Consider the following 18,196-nt stretch of genomic DNA (forward strand, 5'->3'; position numbering starts at 1 on the left):
AGAAGAGCTTATGGTTTAACTAACTTTGATAATTTTAGAAGAAGAATTCTACTCAATTGGTATTTCTGCTACTAATTTATCATATCTAGTCTGGGAGAGCCTATTTTTATTCTTATTAACTGTACCCCATAACAGCAGGAAGTGCTGTATTACGAATATTACAGTAGAGATGCAACATTTACCGTCGCAAACTATAGCCGCGTGCGAGTTATCGCAGGGAACAGGGTTAAAAGCCCTTTGAAGTAAGGGCTGTAGATTTATTGATGTCCTAATCTATGTGGATACTGCTATAAATCCTTCTTGTCAAGCAACGGGAATGATATTTAACTCTTGTCTCACCAAATCAGGAATTAGCGAAGGACGTTCAGCTACGGGAACTTCTGCTTCTTTGAAAGCCGCTAGTTTACTTTGGGCTGTGCCAAAATTGGGGTCGCGGCCAATAACTGTGGCTAAAGTTCCTGTTTGTCGCCAATTTTTGGCGGGTGGTACTTGTCTCCCGGCGATGTAAGCAATTACAGGTTTATCAATTGCTTCACTAATATATCGCGCGGCGGCTTCTTCACTACCGCCACCAGGTTGACCAACTAAAACGATCGCTTCTGTAGTTTCATCTTCGTCTAAAATTTGCAACCATTGCAAAAATGATGAACCAACGATCGCATCACTACCAATACTGACACTAATTGATTGCCCTAAACCAGCCTTGGTTAATTCTCTGGCGACTTCATAGGTGAGGGTACTGCTACGGCTGACAATTCCTACTGGGCCGGGGGTATAAAATTCGCCCGGATGAGTGCCTAAAAGAATTTTTCCAGGTACGATAATTCCGGGACTGTTCGGCCCGACAATCAGAGTTTCGCAGGCTTCGGCTTTACGAAGTAACTGCACCATATCCAAAGGTGGCACACCAGCAGAGATAATAATAATCTGGCGGATATTAGAGGCGATCGCTTCTAAAGCTGCATCTAACACCTGATAAGGATGGACGCAAATAATTGTTGTGTCAATAGTGCCGAATTGGGCTACTACCTCTTCAACTAAGTCGAATACAGGCAAATCATATTGTTGCTGTCCACCACAGCCGGGATTAACAGCAGCAACCAAATTTGTACCATAAGCTTTCATTTGGGCAATATGAGTTGCTGAGATAAATTCACTGAAGCCTTGAATAATTACTTTACTATCTGGCGTTAAGTTCATAAAAAATCTGAAGTATAAAGTATGAAATTTTTATCTTTTCGCTTTCGTTTTCCCTGGGGATTGATAAGTTGTTGACTTGGTAAAACGAACAGCTTGCGCCACTGCTTCATCTAAATCTTCTACTAATACCAGTTCACCTTGTGCTTCTAATGTTATTAATAAATCTTTAGCAGCATTTAATTCCGAACCAGCTAGCCGGATAACTAAGCGAGGAATATCAAACTCTGGGTAGTTGCGGCGGTTCTGAGTAGTTACATCATGATTGTGGTCTTGAATAAATTTGGCGATTACTTCCGCCGCCGCTTCTGGTTTAGGAATGCTACCCAGGAGGTTAATCAAAATAACTTGAATACTTTTGTCAGCTGTGAGGATATCTAAACCTTTAGCGAGGCGATCGCAAAATGTCGTTGGTGAGGTATCACTTATAAAACCATGTCGCAGATTCATACTCTGACCTGGGGTTCCGCCTGTACTAGCGACTAAATCAAATGTCGCCATCACTGAACCAGTACCATTCCCCAAAATACCAATTTTGCCCTCTGTTTCTCCACTGTTCGAGTCTTTCAATCTGCCGTTGGTTTGATTATTGCTGTGACGCTTGTTGATTTTTGCTGCTATTTCGCTAATTTCTGGATGACGACCAATAGCCCGTTCGTTGATGCTGACTTTGCCATTCAGTGCCATAACTTCATCAGCAGCATTAACAGCTAAAGGATTTATTTCTACTAAGTCTAAATCTTTTTCAATAAATAATTCGTACATCTTCTCGACAATATTGCTGACTGACTGCATCAGCGTGCCTTGCAGACCCATTTTTAAAGCTAGTCGCCGCGCATAAAAAGGAGAGAATTCTTGTTCAACAACTACATATTGCATTTTCTCTCCTGCCGATTCCCAGTCAATATCAGCTTCTTTGCACCCTAAAAGAACTGGGCGACAGACTGCCGTATCTAAAACTACAGCCAGGTAAAATTCTTGCTTGCTATCATATCTAGTTTCTGCCAATACAACTTCTGGTAACTCGCCCCAAATTGGCAAATTAAAGATAGTTTGTGCTGCGGCGATCGCATCGATGGTTGTTTCCACAATTCTCACTCCACCTGCGTGTATTCTTTCGCCTGCATACACTTGAGATTTCAGCACAACTGGATAGCGAATTTTTAAACGTTTGAGATCTGTAGGGTGGTCTATTCTTTGAGAAGGTAATACAGGAATACCTATTTGCCGAAACCATTCTTTAACTTGATACTCTAATAAATCCATTGTTATGCACCTTTTTTCCTATGATCACAAGTATTTTTATGGTGCTGTTTTTTATTTTTTACAGCAACATAATTGTTAAATCAAGCCTAGTTCATCTGTATAAATTAGTTTTTGATGTATTAATTCTAACGAATTCAGCCAATAAGCAAAGGAATTTTTAGTATTAACCTATTTAGCTATAACTATATAATGTAATGAATATTCTCAGTGGAATTGCCAGCATATAACAAAACTAGCCGGGATGTCAAAAAACTTTGGTATAGTATTTTTTCTCTCATTTGGAATAATTTTGTAACTGATATAACAGTCATACTTCATTGGTAAACTTCCTTAGACAATCATGCGATCGCTAACCTTTATTTTTGATTGTAGAGGTTGCTCATTTATATTCTGAGAGTTATATAGCAATCCTATTTGATTTACAAATTACTCGTGGGGGCAGGCAATAGGCAATAGGCAATAGGCAATAGGTTTTGGATTTTATTTAGGCTTGCTATATCAAAATTATATTGAATTGTTTCTTCTTGCTGTGCTGTGCTTTGCTCCTTTTTCCACAAATATGTTCAGTAATCAACCCGAAGTCATATAGTTATTAAGTACTTATTCTTTAATCAACATAAATTAAATGTTAATTTTGATTAAAACCTTTATTATTCCCATTATTTAATTTGTAATTTATTATTTGTCGTTTGACTAGTGAATTCGCGCACATAAAACTGACTAAATTTAAAAATACGAATAATTACTGATATGGTAATTGTGCTGAATAACCTAAATCTGTGTTAGAAAGTTGGTCTATTTTATTTTTGGTTATGGTTGGTTAAATTGTGCATCTGCATTCAACAAACTTAAGCGATTCATCTATTTCCTCCAAAGTTAAAAAAACAATTATAGATAACCAGCAGGAACGCTCTATGAAAGTAGCAGTCCAGCAAGAAGATTTACAGCTTTTAGCCAGGACTTTGCAAGAACAAGTTCTAGCACAAGTCGCTTCTGGTCAAGTCTTCCAGATTAGGTGTGCTGTCAACCAAGACGAGTTGATGATTCTGATTCAACATCCAGTTAATGTTACGGTTGACAACGAACAAATATTTGCAGTAATTGAGGATGCACTCCAGTCGCTAACAACTTACAGAGAGCAAAGAGTGCAATGTTTTCTGAGAATAATTAGCGAAAAACTGCCCTATGCCAAACGTGACATCACAATCAAGCAAAAGCGGCAAGAAGTCCCACAGCCAAAGGAATTAGAAAACACACCAGAAATACCCGATGCTTCACTATTCTGGCCCGGTACAAATACAGAGTCTTCATTTGTGGATGAACATCCAATTGAGCAAGAAGCCGACGAAGAAATATTTGATCCCTTAGCAGACGCGCCAGATCTAACTACTACCAAACACAAACGTCTAGTCATACCAAAGCTTTTGCTGGGTGTAGGTTTGCTAGGAATTATTTTATTAGGGGCTGGTGGTTATTTACTAACTCGGCCTTGTATTTTGTCTGCGTGTCAAGAGATCGAAACAGCAGAGACACTTAAAACAGCATCTCGGCACATGATTGCTCGTGCCAAGTCAGAAAATGAATTATTAGCAGTAAAACAACAGTTAGAGACAGCTAGCAACGCGCTGACAATTATTCCCCAATGGTCGCCCCGTTATCAGCAAGCCGAGGAACTCAAAACTAACTTATCTGGAAATTCACAGAAGATTAGTCAAGTGCTGACAGCTTTGCAGGCGGGAGCTAAGGCCGAGCAAGAAACACAAACTACTACAAATAGTTTAGGAGAATTGCAAGCCAGACAGCACCTGTGGCGACAAGCGATCGCACCTTTAGAAGCTATCAATCCTAAAAGTGAACTTTATGGGTTTATTCAGCCAAAATTAACCAAATATCGGGTAAATTTGCAAACTATCAATCAGCAGTTACTCGCTCAAGAAAAATGGTTGAAAAAAATTACCGCCGCCAAAAATGTCGCTAGCATAGCTACCCAGCGACAAAACGCTGCTAAATCATTGCGTGATTGGCAAAAGGCACAATCGACTTGGCAAATTGCTGTTAATGCCTTAATCATTATTCCTGCCAGTAGCCCAGCATACCCAGAAGCACAAAAGCTATTAACAGAATATAAACCACAATTAGCCAGAACACGCGATCGCGCCACCTCAGAACAATTAGCAGCAAAAAGCTATCAGCAAGCATTTAACATTGCTAAACAAGCCAAAGCCTACGAAAAATCTAATCAATGGCAAGCGGCAGCAGCATACTGGGAACAGGCTTTGCAAACAGCGAAAAATGTCTCTCAAAATACTTTGTACTACACTCAAGCCCAAAGTTTGATTGCCCCCTACTCGGCTAATCTCAAACAAGCACAAGAAAAAGTACAACTTACCAATGCTTCACAACAAACCCGCCTGGACTTAACCAAAACTTGTGCTGGTCAGATTCGGATTTGTACTTTCACCATCAACAATACAGGCATTATTGTTACCACTACCCCTGAGTACGAACAAACCATCCAAACTAACTTGGCACAAGCGAACCCAGAAAATCCCGACCCAGCTGTTGGGGTCACTAATCATTGGCAAGTCTTACAAGAAGCCCTCACCGTCATTAGTGAGAATGCTAATTTACCTCTAGTTATTTACGACTCCCAAGGCCAAGAAGTTTATATACGCACACCAGGCTAGTGGGAGGAGCGAAGGTTTTAGCTGAGGGGAGGTTAAAAAACTGCTAATAAAAGGTTTACTAAAATGATAATCATTATTATAGTTTTATAATAATGATTATCATTTTAGTTTGCTTTTATGTTCGTCAAACCATTGAACCTCTCGCAACGTCCTCGTCGTCTGCGTCGGACTGCAACGCTGCGGCAGATGGTGCGGGAAACAACTCTCAGTGTGGATGACTTAATTTATCCAATGTTTGTTATGGAAGGAGAAGAGCAAAAAGTCGAAATCCCCTCCATGCCAGGATGTTATCGATATTCTCTAGATTTGTTACTGAAAGAAATAGCAGAAGTTTCGAGTTTGGGAATTAATGCGATCGCTCTTTTCCCCGTCATCCCCGAATATAAAAAAGACGACACAGGTACAGAAAGTTACAATCCAGAAGGATTAGTACAGCAAACTGTCAAAGCTATTAAACAAGCAGTTCCCGATATTGTGATCATTACCGACGTTGCTCTTGACCCCTTCACTACACATGGTCACGATGGTTTAGTCGATGAAAATGGCACTATCTTAAATGACCCGACTGTAGAAGTGCTAGTCAAAATGGCACTTTCTCAAGCCGCAGCCGGAGCAGATTTTGTTGCCCCTTCCGACATGATGGATGGCAGAATCGGCGCAATTCGTCAGGCTTTAGACGCTGAAGGTTATATCAACGTAGGGATTTTGGCATACTCCGCCAAATACGCTTCCGCCTACTACGGCCCCTTTCGGGATGCTTTAGATTCAGCCCCGAAATTTGGCGATAAAAAAACCTATCAAATGGACATCGCCAACGCCAGAGAAGCTTTAAAAGAAGTAGCACTAGATATTGCCGAAGGTGCAGATATCGTCATGGTCAAACCTGCCCTCGCTTACCTAGATATTATTCAGCAAATCCGCCAAACCACTCAGCTACCCATTGCCGCCTATAACGTTAGTGGTGAGTACGCCATGATTAAAGCCGCCGCACAAATGGGTTGGATTGATGAAAAACAAGTAATTTTGGAAAGCTTAACCAGCATGAAACGCGCAGGCGCAGATTTGATTTTGACCTACTTCGCCAAAGAAGTAGCGTTGATAAAAAAGTATGAAGTCTGAAGTATGAAATTTTATTGATTGACCTTTTGACCAATAACTATTGACCCTTGACCAATGACTAAAAACATTGATTTGGCTATTGTTGGTGCAGGGCCTCATGCTCTGACTTTAACTACCCATCTGTTGCAGAAACGGCAGTCTATCAGGGGAAAGTTTTGGGTATTTGACCCCAGTGGTATGTGGATGAGTCGCTGGAAGCAGCAATTTGCAGCGTTGGAAATTCCTCATTTACGTTCCCCCGCCGTGCATCATCCTGATCCCAATGCATTTGCTTTACGGAAGTTTGCTGAATCTCGTCCCCATGAGTTATTTGCCCCTTATGATTTACCAGGAACGCAACTATTTGAAGATTTCTGTCAAAATGTGATTCAAGCTTGGCAGTTACCACAAGTTATCCCTTCGGCCGTAAAGAGTATTGAACCCTTACCTCATCCTGTGCGTTCTCAATTTCGCCTCTGTTTGCAAGACGGACAAGAAGTTACTGCACGGCGGGTAGTGCTGGCAACTGGTAGCGCGCAACGTCAAATACCTGATTGGGTGAACGAAATTCAGACAACGTACCCAGAAGATAGACTTTGCCACTCTCAAACAATTGATTTACGAAAATTACAGTTGGCGGGTAAGCGAGTATTAATTGTTGGCGGTGGGTTGACGAGTGGACATTTGGCTGTGGGTGCAATTTCTCGCAGCGCAAAGGTGCATTTGCTAATTCGGCGACGGTTAGCAGAAAAATTATTCGATGCGGAACCGGGTTGGCTGGGGCCAAAGTATTTAAAGGAATTTTTTGCTCAATCAGATTGGCTACAACGCTTGACGATGATTCAGCAAGCGAGAAATGGTGGCTCGATGACCCCGGCGATCGCTACTCAACTAAGGCGACAAGTACGCAATGGTAACATCAGAATTGACGAAAACTGCCAAATCATCAAAGCCCAATGGTTGGGTGAAAATTGGCGCGTTCAATGTAGTGATGGTAGCCAGCATGAGTGTGATTATATTTGGCTTTCGACTGGTACAAAATTTGATGTCACTACAGAACCTTTGTTAAAAAACATTCTAGAGGCTTACCCCATTCCCATCGTTAAAGGTTTGCCAGTTTTAGATACTTGTTTGCGTTGGCCTGGTTGTGAATTGTTCATTATGGGTGGTCTAGCCGCGCTGCAAGTAGGGCCGACAGCCAGAAATTTATCAGGTGCAAGGATGGCTTGTGAAAAAATTGTTCCCGCCATTGTCAAACCGAGTGTAGCCTTTTCCCCCAGCGTTATTGGAGTTAAAGCAAGCTAATACTAATTCTCCAAAAATCAGTAACACAGTCTAGAAAAGCTAATAATAACTTGGAAATTCCTAGAAGGCTCAATCATGACTCAATTAACAACACAAACTGCAAATTTAAGTATTGATATTCCTAAACAAGGAATGCCTGTGACTATTATCACGGGATTTTTAGGCAGTGGTAAAACTACACTACTTAATCAAATTCTGAAAAACAAACAAGATTTAAAAGTTGCTGTTCTTGTGAATGAGTTTGGTGATATTAACATAGATAGCCAATTACTCATTTCTGTAGATCAAGATATGGTCGAACTGAGCAATGGCTGTATATGCTGTACCATTAATGATAGTTTAGTGGATTCAGTTTATCGAGTTCTAGAACGAGAAGAGCGCATTGATTATTTAGTTATTGAAACGACCGGAGTAGCTGATCCATTACCAATTATTTTAACGTTTTTGGGTACAGAATTAAGAGATTTAACAAATCTCGACTCGATTTTAACTGTAGTCGATGCAGAGACATTTAATGCAGAACATTTCAAGAGTGAAGCTGCCTTAAAGCAGATTACTTATGGTGATATTATTCTGTTAAATAAAACAGACTTGGTACCTCCAGAAAAAATTTCAGAATTAGAAAAATTTATCCATGATGTGAAACATGGTGCGAGAATTTTACATACTCAATATGGAGAGGTAGCATTACCATTAATTTTAAACGTGGGTTTAACTCCAGCAGATGAGTATACTCCTCATGATCATGATCATGAGCATGAACATCATCATGATCATGAGCATCATCATGAGCATGACCATCATCATGAACATCACTCACACCATTTAGAAAATGATGGATTTGTCTCCATTTCTTTCCAAAGTGATCGACCCTTTGATGTTTATAAATTTGAGAACTTTCTAACTGAAGAAATGTCAGAAGATGTATTTCGTGCTAAGGGAATTTTATGGTTTAGCGATAGTGAATCTCGTCATATTTTTCAGTTGAGTGGACCCAGGTATAACTTATACGCTGATGAATGGCGGACTCAACCTAAAAATCAGTTAGTATTTATTGGCAGGAAATTGAATCATAATCAAATTTACGCGCAGTTAAACGAATGTTTGGGATGATTAATTAATGTTAAGATATCTATATTAGTTAATAGTTATTTCTGGTTACTAGACTATTAACTAATTTCAGAATTTATCTCAATTAAACAACGAAAATGACTCTATCGATTCATCCCGATATGAATTCTGCTGCTCAAGTAGTTTCATCTTTATCTACGCAGCAGTTACCAACTGTCACAGAAGCGGAAATGATGCAAGCTGTGCGTACATTGCTAATTGGATTAGGAGAAAATCCTGACCGGGAAGGGTTAATAGATACTCCTAAGCGAGTTGTTAAAGCCTTAAAATTTCTCACCAAAGGGTATCATGAATCTTTAGATGAACTACTTAATGGTGCAGTTTTTACGGAAGATGCCAATGAAATGGTATTAATTCGGGATATCGATATTTTCAGTTCTTGCGAACATCATATTTTACCGATTCTCGGTCGCGCTCATGTTGCTTATATCCCTAATGGTAAGGTGATAGGCTTATCGAAAATAGCCCGTATTTGTGAAATGTATGCTCGACGTTTACAAGTGCAAGAGCGTCTTACCCTACAAATTGCTGATGCATTGCAAGGTTTACTCAAACCTCAAGGGGTTGCAGTTGTAATAGAAGCATCTCATATGTGTATGGTGATGCGGGGTGTGCAGAAACCTGGTTCTTGGACTGTTACTAGTGCTATGCGCGGTGTATTTGCTGAAGATGCACGGACTCGTGAGGAGTTTATGAATTTGGTGCGACACAATGCTAATTTTCACTAACTGCCGCTTTAATCAGTAAATTGATGGTAAACAATAGCACCTTGCCCAATGCCTGGGCTTGCAGTCGTAACTGTGCCGCAGTGTAGTTCTACTAAGTGACGATGCCCTTTTTGCGTTATTAATAATCAAAGGGCTAAAGGCTGAGAGAGGAGACAAAAGAGATTAGGAAGAATTTAGTAAGTAAATAACTAACTTTCTCCTATGCCTCACTCTGCGCCTTGGCTCCTTTGCTCCTCTGCATCTATCAATGTAAGAATGGCTCGTACTTCCAAATTAACGTTCGATCGCGGCACTTTAATTTTGCATCCACCACCACGCGGTAAAGCTTGGATGGATTATGCTACATGGGACGATCGCGTGGAAAAGTTTCGGATTCCCGCAATTCGCTACCGCACTTTAGTGGAAGCACTGCAAGCGGAAGAAGTGGATTTTATCGATGAGGCGAAGGCGTTTTATTCGATAGATTTGGTTGCGAGTTTAGAAATGGAACCTTATCCCCACCAAAGTGAAGCTTTAGCGGCTTGGAAGTTGGCGGGGAGACAAGGAGTTGTGGTGCTACCTACGGCGGCGGGAAAAACTTATCTGGCGCAGATGGCAATGCAAGCGACACCGCGCACAACGTTGATTGTTGTGCCAACGTTGGATTTGATGCATCAGTGGTATGCACATTTAGAAGCGGCGTTCCCAGATGCGGAGGTGGGATTGCTAGGTGGTGGTTCACGGGATAAAACACCGATATTAGTGGCGACTTACGACAGTGCAGCTATTCATGCGGAAGCTTTAGGTAGTCAATATGCGTTGATTATATTTGACGAATGTCATCATTTACCAACAGACTTTAACCGGGTGATTGCGGAATATGCGATCGCACCTTATCGTTTAGGCTTATCAGCTACACCAGAACGCACCGATGGTAAACACGCTGATTTAAATATTTTGATTGGTCGAGAAGTATATCGCAAACGTGCTGAAGATTTGGCGGGTAAAGCTTTAGCCGAACATGAAATTGTCCAAATTAAGGTGAAATTATCGCAGCTTGAGCGCGAAAGATACACTCAATTAATTCAAACTCGCAATGATTTTTTGCGTCAATCAAAAATTTCTTTGGGAAGTATTCAAGGTTGGCAACTGTTTGTGCAGATGAGTGCGCGATCGCAAGCTGGACGCAGAGCGATGTTAGCGCATCGTGAAGCCAAAGAAATTGCTTTAGGAACTGATGGCAAGTTGCGAATTTTAGCTGATTTATTAGCTACACATTATCCAGAGAGAGTGTTAATTTTCACGGCTGATAATGCCACAGTTTATAAAATTTCTCAAGACTTATTAATTCCGGCAATTACTCATCAGACACCTGTAAAAGAACGCCATGAAATATTAACTAAGTTTCGGGAAGGTGAATACAATACTTTGATTGCTTCTCATGTGTTGAATGAAGGGGTTGATGTCCCGGCGGCTTCTGTGGCAATTATTCTTTCGGGAACAGGTTCGACGCGGGAGTATATTCAACGTTTGGGGAGAGTTTTACGTAAGGGAAATGTTGAAAATAAACAGGCGATTTTGTATGAGGTAATCGCGGAGGATACGAGTGAGGAGGGAACTTCGGCGCGGCGACGTGGGGAGGAGAGAAAAGCAGGGGGAGCAGGGGAAGCCGGGGGAGAAAGAAACAAGAGAGGGAATTTGCAGGTTGTGTATGGAAGTGGGAAGGGAACAAGTTTAAAGGCTGCGGAACAATTAGATATTAATTATTCAAGTAAAAATTCAGAAGATGTTACCAACGGAGTTACTAAGCCATCGCCTAAACGGAGAAGAAATCATTCCGAAGAGACTGAAGATTGATGATAAACATTTGGCGTTGACAAATGAGTTAATTGCTTGTTTTCAAGCTGCGCTGGGTAAGACTCAGGGTCAATTAGAAAAGCTACTTTTAGATTTAGAAGGTGATGCGACAGATTATCGGGTGAAGCGGGGATTAGCTTATATTATCAAAAGTAATTTTTGTACTTTTGAGGTGGTGAGTCCTTTAGAACCACCGATGTTAAGAGAAATGGTGTTTGCTTTGGCGGCTAAGTCTGTTGCTAGTCGAGAATCAACCCAAGCTACTTTAAGCAAAGTTGCTGATGAATTAAGTCAAGAATTAGAAAGAGAAGTTTTGTTAGAACAGGTGCGTGCTGGGTTATATGCTGATTTATCTGAAAATAAAATTTTGACGCAATTTGATACACCTTCGCCAGTAGATATATTAAATCGCTATAACTTATCGCAAGTACAGGGAATTTTTTATAAAGCTAGCCAATTAGTGTTAAATGCTCATCGCAATGTGCCAGGGGAATATAAGCTATTATTTCGCTATTTAAAATTGTTTCAATTGATGGCTTATATTGAGGGTGATGCTGACCACGGCTTTACAATTACGGTTGATGGGCCGACGAGTTTATTTAATCCTAGTACGCGTTATGGGCTGGCGATCGCTAAACTAATTCCGGCTTTACTTCATGTCACAAAATGGAGTCTTTCGGCAACGCTACAAACTCGTGATGTTTATACTGATACTTGGAAAACTGGCAGGTTTACCCTCAATTCTGAATGTGGGTTAGTGTCGCACTATTCTAAAGGTAAACCTTACGACAGTATGCTAGAAGCTTCTTTTGCTGATAAATGGGATGCTTTAAAAACAGACTGGGTGTTAGAGAGAGAAGTTGATTTAATTCCTATTCCTGGTAGTGTGATGATTCCCGATTTTCGCTTAGTCCATCCTGATGGACGGGAATTTTTATTAGAAATTGTGGGTTATTGGCGACCAGAATATTTACAAAAGAAATTTTCTCAGGTGCGGCGTGCAGGATGTGACAATTTGATTTTAGCAATTTCGGAACGGTTGAATTTGGAAAAGGCGGGTGTGAAATTAAATGATGTGCCTGCCAGAATTGTTTGGTTTAAAGATAAGTTATTGCCAAAGTCTGTGTTAGCTGTAATGGATTAAGTTATCTAAGGCAATACGGTGCAGTTAATAATTTCTTCCCACTTTTTGTGTCCTTTTTTTACAAATAGTTTTGAGCTTAACAGAACTGTATTACATCATAAGGTACTCTTCTTTTAATTTCAGTTTTTAATTTAATAATTTAAATTATTAAAATTAATTATTAAAATTAATCTAAAATTTTATCTTTTTAAATCTTGCGGAATTCCTTAACTTAGGGTTGTAGTTTAAATCAATTGTCATAGGTATTCAGGCAGATTAACTACACCTAGTTATCTAGTTCCCTATTTTCTGGCTCTACCAAATAGTTTTTTTAATCTAACTCTAGATAACGATGGGTAGAGATAGAATGCTTGAGATTTCTGCCAAATGTGTATTGCGATCGCTAGGAAAATAATCTTAAACTCTAATCTTAAGAAACTATTAAATATATTTAATTATCTACCTTAGGTATAAGTTAATAATAAGAGTAATTGTAAAGTATGGAGATACAGATAAATCTTTTAAGGAGGTGTCACAGTGCAAAATCTTCGCCTTTACTCCACAATTTCAAATTCCGTAATCCCTGATAGTCGCACTAAGAAGCTTTCAGTTTTAGTTGAATGGTGCAAAATTGTTCATGCTTGTTTAGAAGCTGGGCAGGTAGAGGATGCAAAGATTTTTTTAGAGCAAGCAATTGCTGAGGCAGAAATTCCAAATCGTGAATAATCTACAAAAAATATCTATATATCCTCAGCTAGAGATTTTGTTAAGCTTTTCAGTCTTGATTATCCTACTAGAGATAGTGTGGTAAAAATCTTAAAATAAGATAAAAATTGAACAGATAAAAACGGTGATCAAAGCCGCTAGCTAGCATATAATCCTGCCTCGGTATGTCAATATCCGAGGTTTTTAATTTTTCTCTAGCCTCTAGCCTCTAGCCCCTAACCTCTTTTTCCAATACTCAGCCACTCTTGTTTCCCATTTGTGCCAATAATCTTGAATCAATGCTGGTTCAAACCAAAAAACCTCAGCTGGCATTTCTGGAATTGCCACTACTAACAAAGCATGATTTAGCTCAATACCATAATCTCGATAGTATTCGTTAGCTGCGCCGATATATGCTGTAAGTTGCATAGGATGTTCGTATAAATGTTCAATTGAACCTTTGGGTTTATCTGCTGTTTTCCATTCGCAGAGACAGGGAACGCCTTGATAGCTGGCAAGACAATCAACTTTGCCAGAATAGCTCAAACCGTAATGAAAAACTGAGCTTTCTATCAGCCTCACTGCGTCTATTTCTTGTAAAACTGGCTTGATACTTTCCCAATAAGGAAGACTTGCTTCTGGACAAACAGGATTTTCCCCACGCAGGTATCGTTCAATTTGTTTGTGGGTTTGGGTTCCTCTACGACTGGCAGTGCTAGAAATGCGGGTAGCTTCTGCTGTGCCTACACGCGCTTTCCAGTTTAATAATCTATCACGGTCGGCTTCTGATTTCGTAGCGTTAAGTATTGTCGTAACGCTGGGTAAACGATTTCCCTTAGCATCTACATAATATTGTTTACCGTTTTCTCTCTGGGATTTGGCATTAACAGGTGGTAGCAGTTGAGTTTCAAATTGCATTAGCTGAGGGTTGGTTTTGAGATTCCCTATTAATGCTAAGACACTGCGGTTTACTTGCTAAATCTACTTAAATAATAAAGCGATCGCACTTTTTATTTACCGAATTTATAAAAATGAGTGCGCGATCTACCAAAATGAGTAAGCAAACCGCAGTTTGCTTACTCATTTGCTTCAAATGCTTACTCATTTCGGTAAATTCAGCAAGCAAATTTAAGTTTGTTTATTGATTTGCAGCAAATGCTTACTCATTTTAGTAGATTTAGCAAGCAAACCGCAGTTTGTTAACTCATTTGCTGTAAATGCTTACTCATTTCAGTAGATTCAGCAAGCAAAAAGGCATATTGCTGATTCATTTAGATATTTACCGTCAGCAATATGCTCAATTACTTATTTAGTTTGGCTTTATTGATTAGCCTCTAAGGAATAAACATTTAAACAACAATCTCCCCACTCATTCGCTGTTCCAATAAATCCAACAACTCATCCACATCTTTACCAAGTTGGGCAAAACACTCAGGCGGTGCTGTTTCTGGTGCAAACTGAATTAACTTAACTTCTCCCTTACCAATACCAATCATCAACACTTCTACTTCTGGCTGATGATGGGCAATAATTCCTAAAATCTCTTGCAGGCGATTTTCCACATTCTCATTTAATTTCTCTATCGCCGCTTGCGGACAATAAACAAAATGTGGAGAAGGCTGCAAATCAATGCCGATAGTACCCTGGCTATCACCATTTTGTAACCACAACGCCCAAGATAACGCCGCCAATTCTTGTTGATTTGCTTTCACAAATCTCTCTAACTGACTCCGCCACTTACTATCACCTGCTTCCGACTGGGTACTACCAAACATCATAGTTAATTGCGCCTTTGCGCCTTTGCGCGAAACTTATCTTAAACCCGACTGCACACGCCACAAACTAGCGTAAACTCCATTTTTCTCTAACAACTCCTCATGAGTTCCCGACTCGATTAATTGTCCGTATTCCATGACATAAATAGCATCGGCATTGCGAATTGTGGAAAGACGATGAGCGATCGCAATTGTGGTTCTATTAACTGTAATCTTTTCTAGCGATCTCTGAATAGCGGCTTCGGTTTCATTATCTACGGCGGAGGTAGCTTCATCTAAAATCAGAATTGGGGGATTTTTTAACACTGCCCGTGCGATCGCAATTCTTTGGCGTTGTCCACCAGATAACTTTTGTCCGCGTTCCCCGACAATTGTCTCATAACCTTGGGGCAGATTTTGAATAAATTCATGGGCTTCTGCCACTTTCGCCGCCGTAATAATTTCTTCCTCGGTAGCGTCAAAAGTGCCATAGGCGATATTTTCTGCTACCGTACCATGAAATAGAAACACATCCTGACTAACTAAGCCAATACAACGGCGTAAATCACGCAAACTTAAGTCTTGGATGTTAATCCCATCTACCGTAATGCTGCCGTTTTGCACCTCATAAAACCGCAATAACAGCTTGACGAGGGTACTTTTACCGGAACCTGTGGAACCGACAATGGCGATCGTTTTGCCAGCAGGAACCTGCAAAGATAAATTTGTAATTACCGAAAATCTATCTTGATAAGCAAAAGTGACACCCTTAAATTCCACTTCGCCGCGTACTTTATCTACAGGTAACGCCACATTTCCCGGATGAATTGTAATTGGTGTATCCAACAAATTCATCACCCGGTTAGTAGAAGCCATCGCCCTTTGATATTGGTCAAAAGTTTCCCCTAATCTAGTTAAAGGCCACAACAAACGCTGAATTAAAAACACCAAAACACTGTATGTGCCGACAGTCATTTTTCCCGCAACCGCCGCCATTCCACCGTATAATAGTAATGCAGTAAAACCGACTAAAATCAGCATCCGAATGAGGGGAACAAATGCCGCAGAGAGTTTAATTGCTTTAGAGTTACTTTTTTTATAAGCTTCACTATCTTGGGCTAAACGGAAACTTTCATAATCTTCGGCGGTGAAACTTTTAATAGTAGTAATACCGCTTAAATTATTTACCAGTCTCCCATTCAAATAACCAACCTTTTCTCGCACATCAGCGTAACGAGGTGCAAGTAGCCGTTGATAAGCAAAAGAACCCCAGAGAATAAACGGCATGGGCGACATCGCCATCCACGCTACACTAGGAGCCAATACAAAAAAAGCACCACCTATAATGATTACCGTAGTAACAACTTGAATAATGTCATTGGCTCCCACATCCAAGAAACGCTCTAGTTGGTTGATATCATCACTTAAAATGGACATCAACCCGCCAGTGCTACGTTCTTCAAAATAAGCTAATTCCAAATCTTGCAGATGTTTGTATGCATCCAACCGCAGGTTATGCTGAATATTCTGTGCTAAATTGCGCCAAAGTTTAGCGTATGCGTACTCAAAAGCCGACTCTAGTATCCAAATGATGACAGTGAGTAGTGAAAGAATTAAAAATTGTCCAAAGACATCTTTTACACCCAACTGAGCAATGATAGAATCCTGCTGTTTTACTACCACATCCACCGCCACGCCAATTAATCCTGGTGGTGCTAAATCAAAGAGTTTATTGAGGACAGAACAACCAATTGCTAACCAAATTTGTTTACGATATTGGTGTCCGTAGTCAAGCAGGCGGTGGAGAGGATGCACTGAATGTCTACGCTTGTTTAATATCTGACGAGAATTAAATGCTATAGCCACAGTCGTTTAAAATTGCGTGCATTTGATAATAACACGGAAGAGGAAGTATCTAATCTTTTGTTTAGCCAGCCTCAGCCGACAAAAGACGTGCCACCATAATACAGGAGTTGCCGGAAAATCCAAAAGGAGATACAACCTTGAGAAGTCAGCAGTTAGGAAATTGGCAAACCACCATTGTAGGAATAGTGTTAGGAATACTGGTGATTGTCGGACTAAATTCCTTTATCATTATCAATCCAGGGCAAGCAGGCGTGATTAGTATTTTGGGTAAAGCTAGAGATGGTGCTTTATTGGAGGGTATTCACTTGAAACCGCCCTTTATTTCCGTAATAGATGTGTATGATTTAACAGTTCAAAAATTTGAAGTACCAGCCGAAAGTTCGACTAAGGATTTGCAAAATTTATCGGCGAGATTTGCCATTAACTTTCGCCTTGATCCTTCACAGGTAGTCCAAGTTAGAAGAAAGCAAGGCACCTTAGAGAATATAGTATCAAAAATCATTGCTCCCCAAACCCAAGAAGCATTTAAAATAGCAGCTGCTAGAAGAACAGTAGAAGAGGCGATTACTAAACGCAGTGAATTGAAAGAAGACTTTGATAATGCTTTAGGCGATCGCTTAGACAAATACGGAATAATTGTGTTAGATACTAGTGTAGTTGACCTAACTTTTTCACCTGAATTTGCCAGAGCAGTCGAAGAAAAACAAATAGCCGAACAACGCGCCCAAAGAGCCGTTTATGTAGCACGAGAAGCAGAACAAGAAGCCCAGGCAGAAATTAATCGCGCTAAAGGTAAAGCCGAAGCACAAAGGCTTTTAGCCGAGACACTCAAAGCTCAAGGCGGGCAATTAGTTTTGCAAAAAGAAGCAATTGAAGCATGGAAAACCGGTGGCGCGCAAATGCCAAAAGTTTTAGTTATGGGTGATAAATCACAAAGTAGTGTCCCCTTTATTTTCAACCTTGGGAATGTTCCCAACCAACAATAATTTAGGTAAATTAACCAAGAAAATTTGACTGTGTTCCTCTCACATACAAAGAACCTAGAAACCGCCATTCAATTTATGCCAAATTCAAATCAACTTCCTCTTACCGTTGCTGAAGCTAGAAAATTCCTCAACAAATTCAACTGCTTAGATATTGCACCAGTCCTTGATGCTTCCGAAAAAGCTTTGGTGCGTCAAGCTTTAATCTTAGTTACTAAACTTTCCGATTATCAAATATTAGGAATTTGTGCCGACACAGCCGCAGAAGCACTGCTCGCAATGAAAACTTATTCGCGGGCTTTTGGTTATGAAGCACCCAATAATTTACCCACAACAGAAGGCCCAGTTTATATCAAATTAAACGGCAAAAACGGCTTGTGTTATCTCGATTCCTACGCAGGACATCATCGTGGTGTCTTAGTATCTTGTCAATCTTATGATGAAAGAGGAATCAATGAAATGTATGGACATCTACCCCTCGATTTATTTGCCTAAACTTGGGAGAATAGTAGGTAAG

15 protein-coding genes are annotated in these 18,196 nt (G+C 40.2%); 10 read left to right on the forward strand and 5 right to left on the reverse strand.

The window, feature by feature from the left end; all coding sequences use genetic code 11:
- Positions 1-303 precede the first annotated feature (303 nt).
- Positions 304-1,200 (reverse strand): CoA-binding protein, encoded by an 897-nt coding sequence (locus tag H6G76_RS20935; RefSeq protein WP_190704965.1) that lies wholly within the window; start codon positions 1,198-1,200, stop codon positions 304-306.
- 30 nt (positions 1,201-1,230) lie between these two features.
- Complete coding sequence (locus H6G76_RS20940; protein ID WP_190704968.1) at positions 1,231-2,463, reverse strand: succinate--CoA ligase subunit beta; 1,233 nt, start codon at positions 2,461-2,463, stop codon at positions 1,231-1,233.
- A 914-nt stretch (positions 2,464-3,377) separates the two neighbouring features.
- On the opposite strand from H6G76_RS20940, the gene H6G76_RS20945 reads away from it, so the two are divergent.
- The 8 genes from H6G76_RS20945 (at position 3,378) to H6G76_RS20980 (ending at position 13,097) form a co-directional block, all read left to right on the forward strand.
- Positions 3,378-5,150 carry a hypothetical protein gene (locus H6G76_RS20945; RefSeq protein ID WP_190704971.1) on the forward strand — a complete coding sequence of 591 codons (1,773 nt, stop codon included), beginning with the start codon at positions 3,378-3,380 and terminating at the stop codon, positions 5,148-5,150.
- A gap of 117 nt (positions 5,151-5,267) precedes the next feature.
- Entirely contained in the window at positions 5,268-6,269 is a 1,002-nt protein-coding gene (gene hemB, locus H6G76_RS20950) for a porphobilinogen synthase (protein ID WP_190704974.1), read from the forward strand.
- A 54-nt stretch (positions 6,270-6,323) separates the two neighbouring features.
- Positions 6,324-7,553, forward strand: a complete 1,230-nt coding sequence (locus tag H6G76_RS20955; protein WP_190704977.1) for an FAD/NAD(P)-binding protein — start codon at positions 6,324-6,326, stop codon at positions 7,551-7,553.
- A gap of 75 nt (positions 7,554-7,628) precedes the next feature.
- The gene (locus H6G76_RS20960) at positions 7,629-8,666 is read left to right on the forward strand and encodes a GTP-binding protein (protein WP_190704980.1); all 1,038 of its coding nucleotides are present in this window, start codon (positions 7,629-7,631) and stop codon (positions 8,664-8,666) included.
- A 95-nt stretch (positions 8,667-8,761) separates the two neighbouring features.
- On the forward strand, positions 8,762-9,412 hold the full coding sequence (folE, locus tag H6G76_RS20965) for a GTP cyclohydrolase I FolE (protein WP_190704983.1): 651 nt from the start codon (positions 8,762-8,764) through the stop codon (positions 9,410-9,412).
- Between the two features lie 255 nt (positions 9,413-9,667).
- Positions 9,668-11,248, forward strand: coding sequence for a DEAD/DEAH box helicase family protein (locus tag H6G76_RS20970; protein ID WP_190704986.1), 1,581 nt, complete (start codon positions 9,668-9,670; stop codon positions 11,246-11,248).
- Positions 11,178-12,392: a DUF790 family protein gene (locus H6G76_RS20975; RefSeq protein WP_190704989.1), complete on the forward strand. Its 1,215-nt coding sequence runs from the start codon at positions 11,178-11,180 to the stop codon at positions 12,390-12,392. The genes H6G76_RS20970 and H6G76_RS20975 overlap by 71 nt, the downstream gene beginning before the upstream one ends.
- Positions 12,393-12,908: 516 nt before the next feature.
- The gene (locus H6G76_RS20980; protein ID WP_190704992.1) at positions 12,909-13,097 is read left to right on the forward strand and encodes a hypothetical protein; all 189 of its coding nucleotides are present in this window, start codon (positions 12,909-12,911) and stop codon (positions 13,095-13,097) included.
- Positions 13,098-13,298: 201 nt separating this feature from the next.
- Here H6G76_RS20980 and H6G76_RS20985 read toward each other — a convergent pair whose 3' ends face one another.
- From H6G76_RS20985 to H6G76_RS20995, 3 genes are all read right to left on the reverse strand, one after another.
- Positions 13,299-13,994, reverse strand: coding sequence for a PD-(D/E)XK nuclease family protein (locus H6G76_RS20985; protein ID WP_190704995.1), 696 nt, complete (start codon positions 13,992-13,994; stop codon positions 13,299-13,301).
- A gap of 431 nt (positions 13,995-14,425) precedes the next feature.
- Positions 14,426-14,854 (reverse strand): hypothetical protein, encoded by a 429-nt coding sequence (locus H6G76_RS20990; protein WP_190704998.1) that lies wholly within the window; start codon positions 14,852-14,854, stop codon positions 14,426-14,428.
- 33 nt (positions 14,855-14,887) lie between these two features.
- Positions 14,888-16,696, reverse strand: coding sequence for an ABC transporter transmembrane domain-containing protein (locus H6G76_RS20995; RefSeq protein WP_190705000.1), 1,809 nt, complete (start codon positions 16,694-16,696; stop codon positions 14,888-14,890).
- Positions 16,697-16,833: 137 nt separating this feature from the next.
- On the opposite strand from H6G76_RS20995, the gene H6G76_RS21000 reads away from it, so the two are divergent.
- Together H6G76_RS21000 and H6G76_RS21005 are read left to right on the forward strand one after the other, a co-directional pair.
- On the forward strand, positions 16,834-17,682 hold the full coding sequence (locus H6G76_RS21000; RefSeq protein ID WP_190705003.1) for a prohibitin family protein: 849 nt from the start codon (positions 16,834-16,836) through the stop codon (positions 17,680-17,682).
- A 75-nt stretch (positions 17,683-17,757) separates the two neighbouring features.
- Positions 17,758-18,174, forward strand: a complete 417-nt coding sequence (locus tag H6G76_RS21005; protein WP_190705005.1) for a DUF1824 family protein — start codon at positions 17,758-17,760, stop codon at positions 18,172-18,174.
- Positions 18,175-18,196 lie beyond the last annotated feature (22 nt).

Source organism: Nostoc sp. FACHB-152 (assembly GCF_014697475.1).
In the GTDB taxonomy this organism is placed as follows: domain Bacteria; phylum Cyanobacteriota; class Cyanobacteriia; order Cyanobacteriales; family Nostocaceae; genus Nostoc_B.

Excerpts from the sequence above, each read along its gene's own strand:
- H6G76_RS20940 (WP_190704968.1), bottom strand. The coding sequence starts at position 2,463 with ATGGATTTATTAGAGTATCAAGTTAAAGAATGGTTTCGGCAAATAGGT.
- H6G76_RS21005 (WP_190705005.1), top strand. The coding sequence starts at position 17,758 with ATGCCAAATTCAAATCAACTTCCTCTTACCGTTGCTGAAGCTAGAAAA.
- H6G76_RS20945 (WP_190704971.1), top strand. The coding sequence starts at position 3,378 with ATGAAAGTAGCAGTCCAGCAAGAAGATTTACAGCTTTTAGCCAGGACT.
- H6G76_RS20975 (WP_190704989.1), top strand. The coding sequence starts at position 11,178 with ATGTTACCAACGGAGTTACTAAGCCATCGCCTAAACGGAGAAGAAATC.
- H6G76_RS20985 (WP_190704995.1), bottom strand. The coding sequence starts at position 13,994 with ATGCAATTTGAAACTCAACTGCTACCACCTGTTAATGCCAAATCCCAG.
- H6G76_RS20990 (WP_190704998.1), bottom strand. The coding sequence starts at position 14,854 with ATGATGTTTGGTAGTACCCAGTCGGAAGCAGGTGATAGTAAGTGGCGG.
- H6G76_RS20960 (WP_190704980.1), top strand. The coding sequence starts at position 7,629 with ATGACTCAATTAACAACACAAACTGCAAATTTAAGTATTGATATTCCT.
- H6G76_RS20955 (WP_190704977.1), top strand. The coding sequence starts at position 6,324 with ATGACTAAAAACATTGATTTGGCTATTGTTGGTGCAGGGCCTCATGCT.
- H6G76_RS20970 (WP_190704986.1), top strand. The coding sequence starts at position 9,668 with ATGGCTCGTACTTCCAAATTAACGTTCGATCGCGGCACTTTAATTTTG.
- hemB (WP_190704974.1), top strand. The coding sequence starts at position 5,268 with ATGTTCGTCAAACCATTGAACCTCTCGCAACGTCCTCGTCGTCTGCGT.
- H6G76_RS20935 (WP_190704965.1), bottom strand. The coding sequence starts at position 1,200 with ATGAACTTAACGCCAGATAGTAAAGTAATTATTCAAGGCTTCAGTGAA.
- folE (WP_190704983.1), top strand. The coding sequence starts at position 8,762 with ATGACTCTATCGATTCATCCCGATATGAATTCTGCTGCTCAAGTAGTT.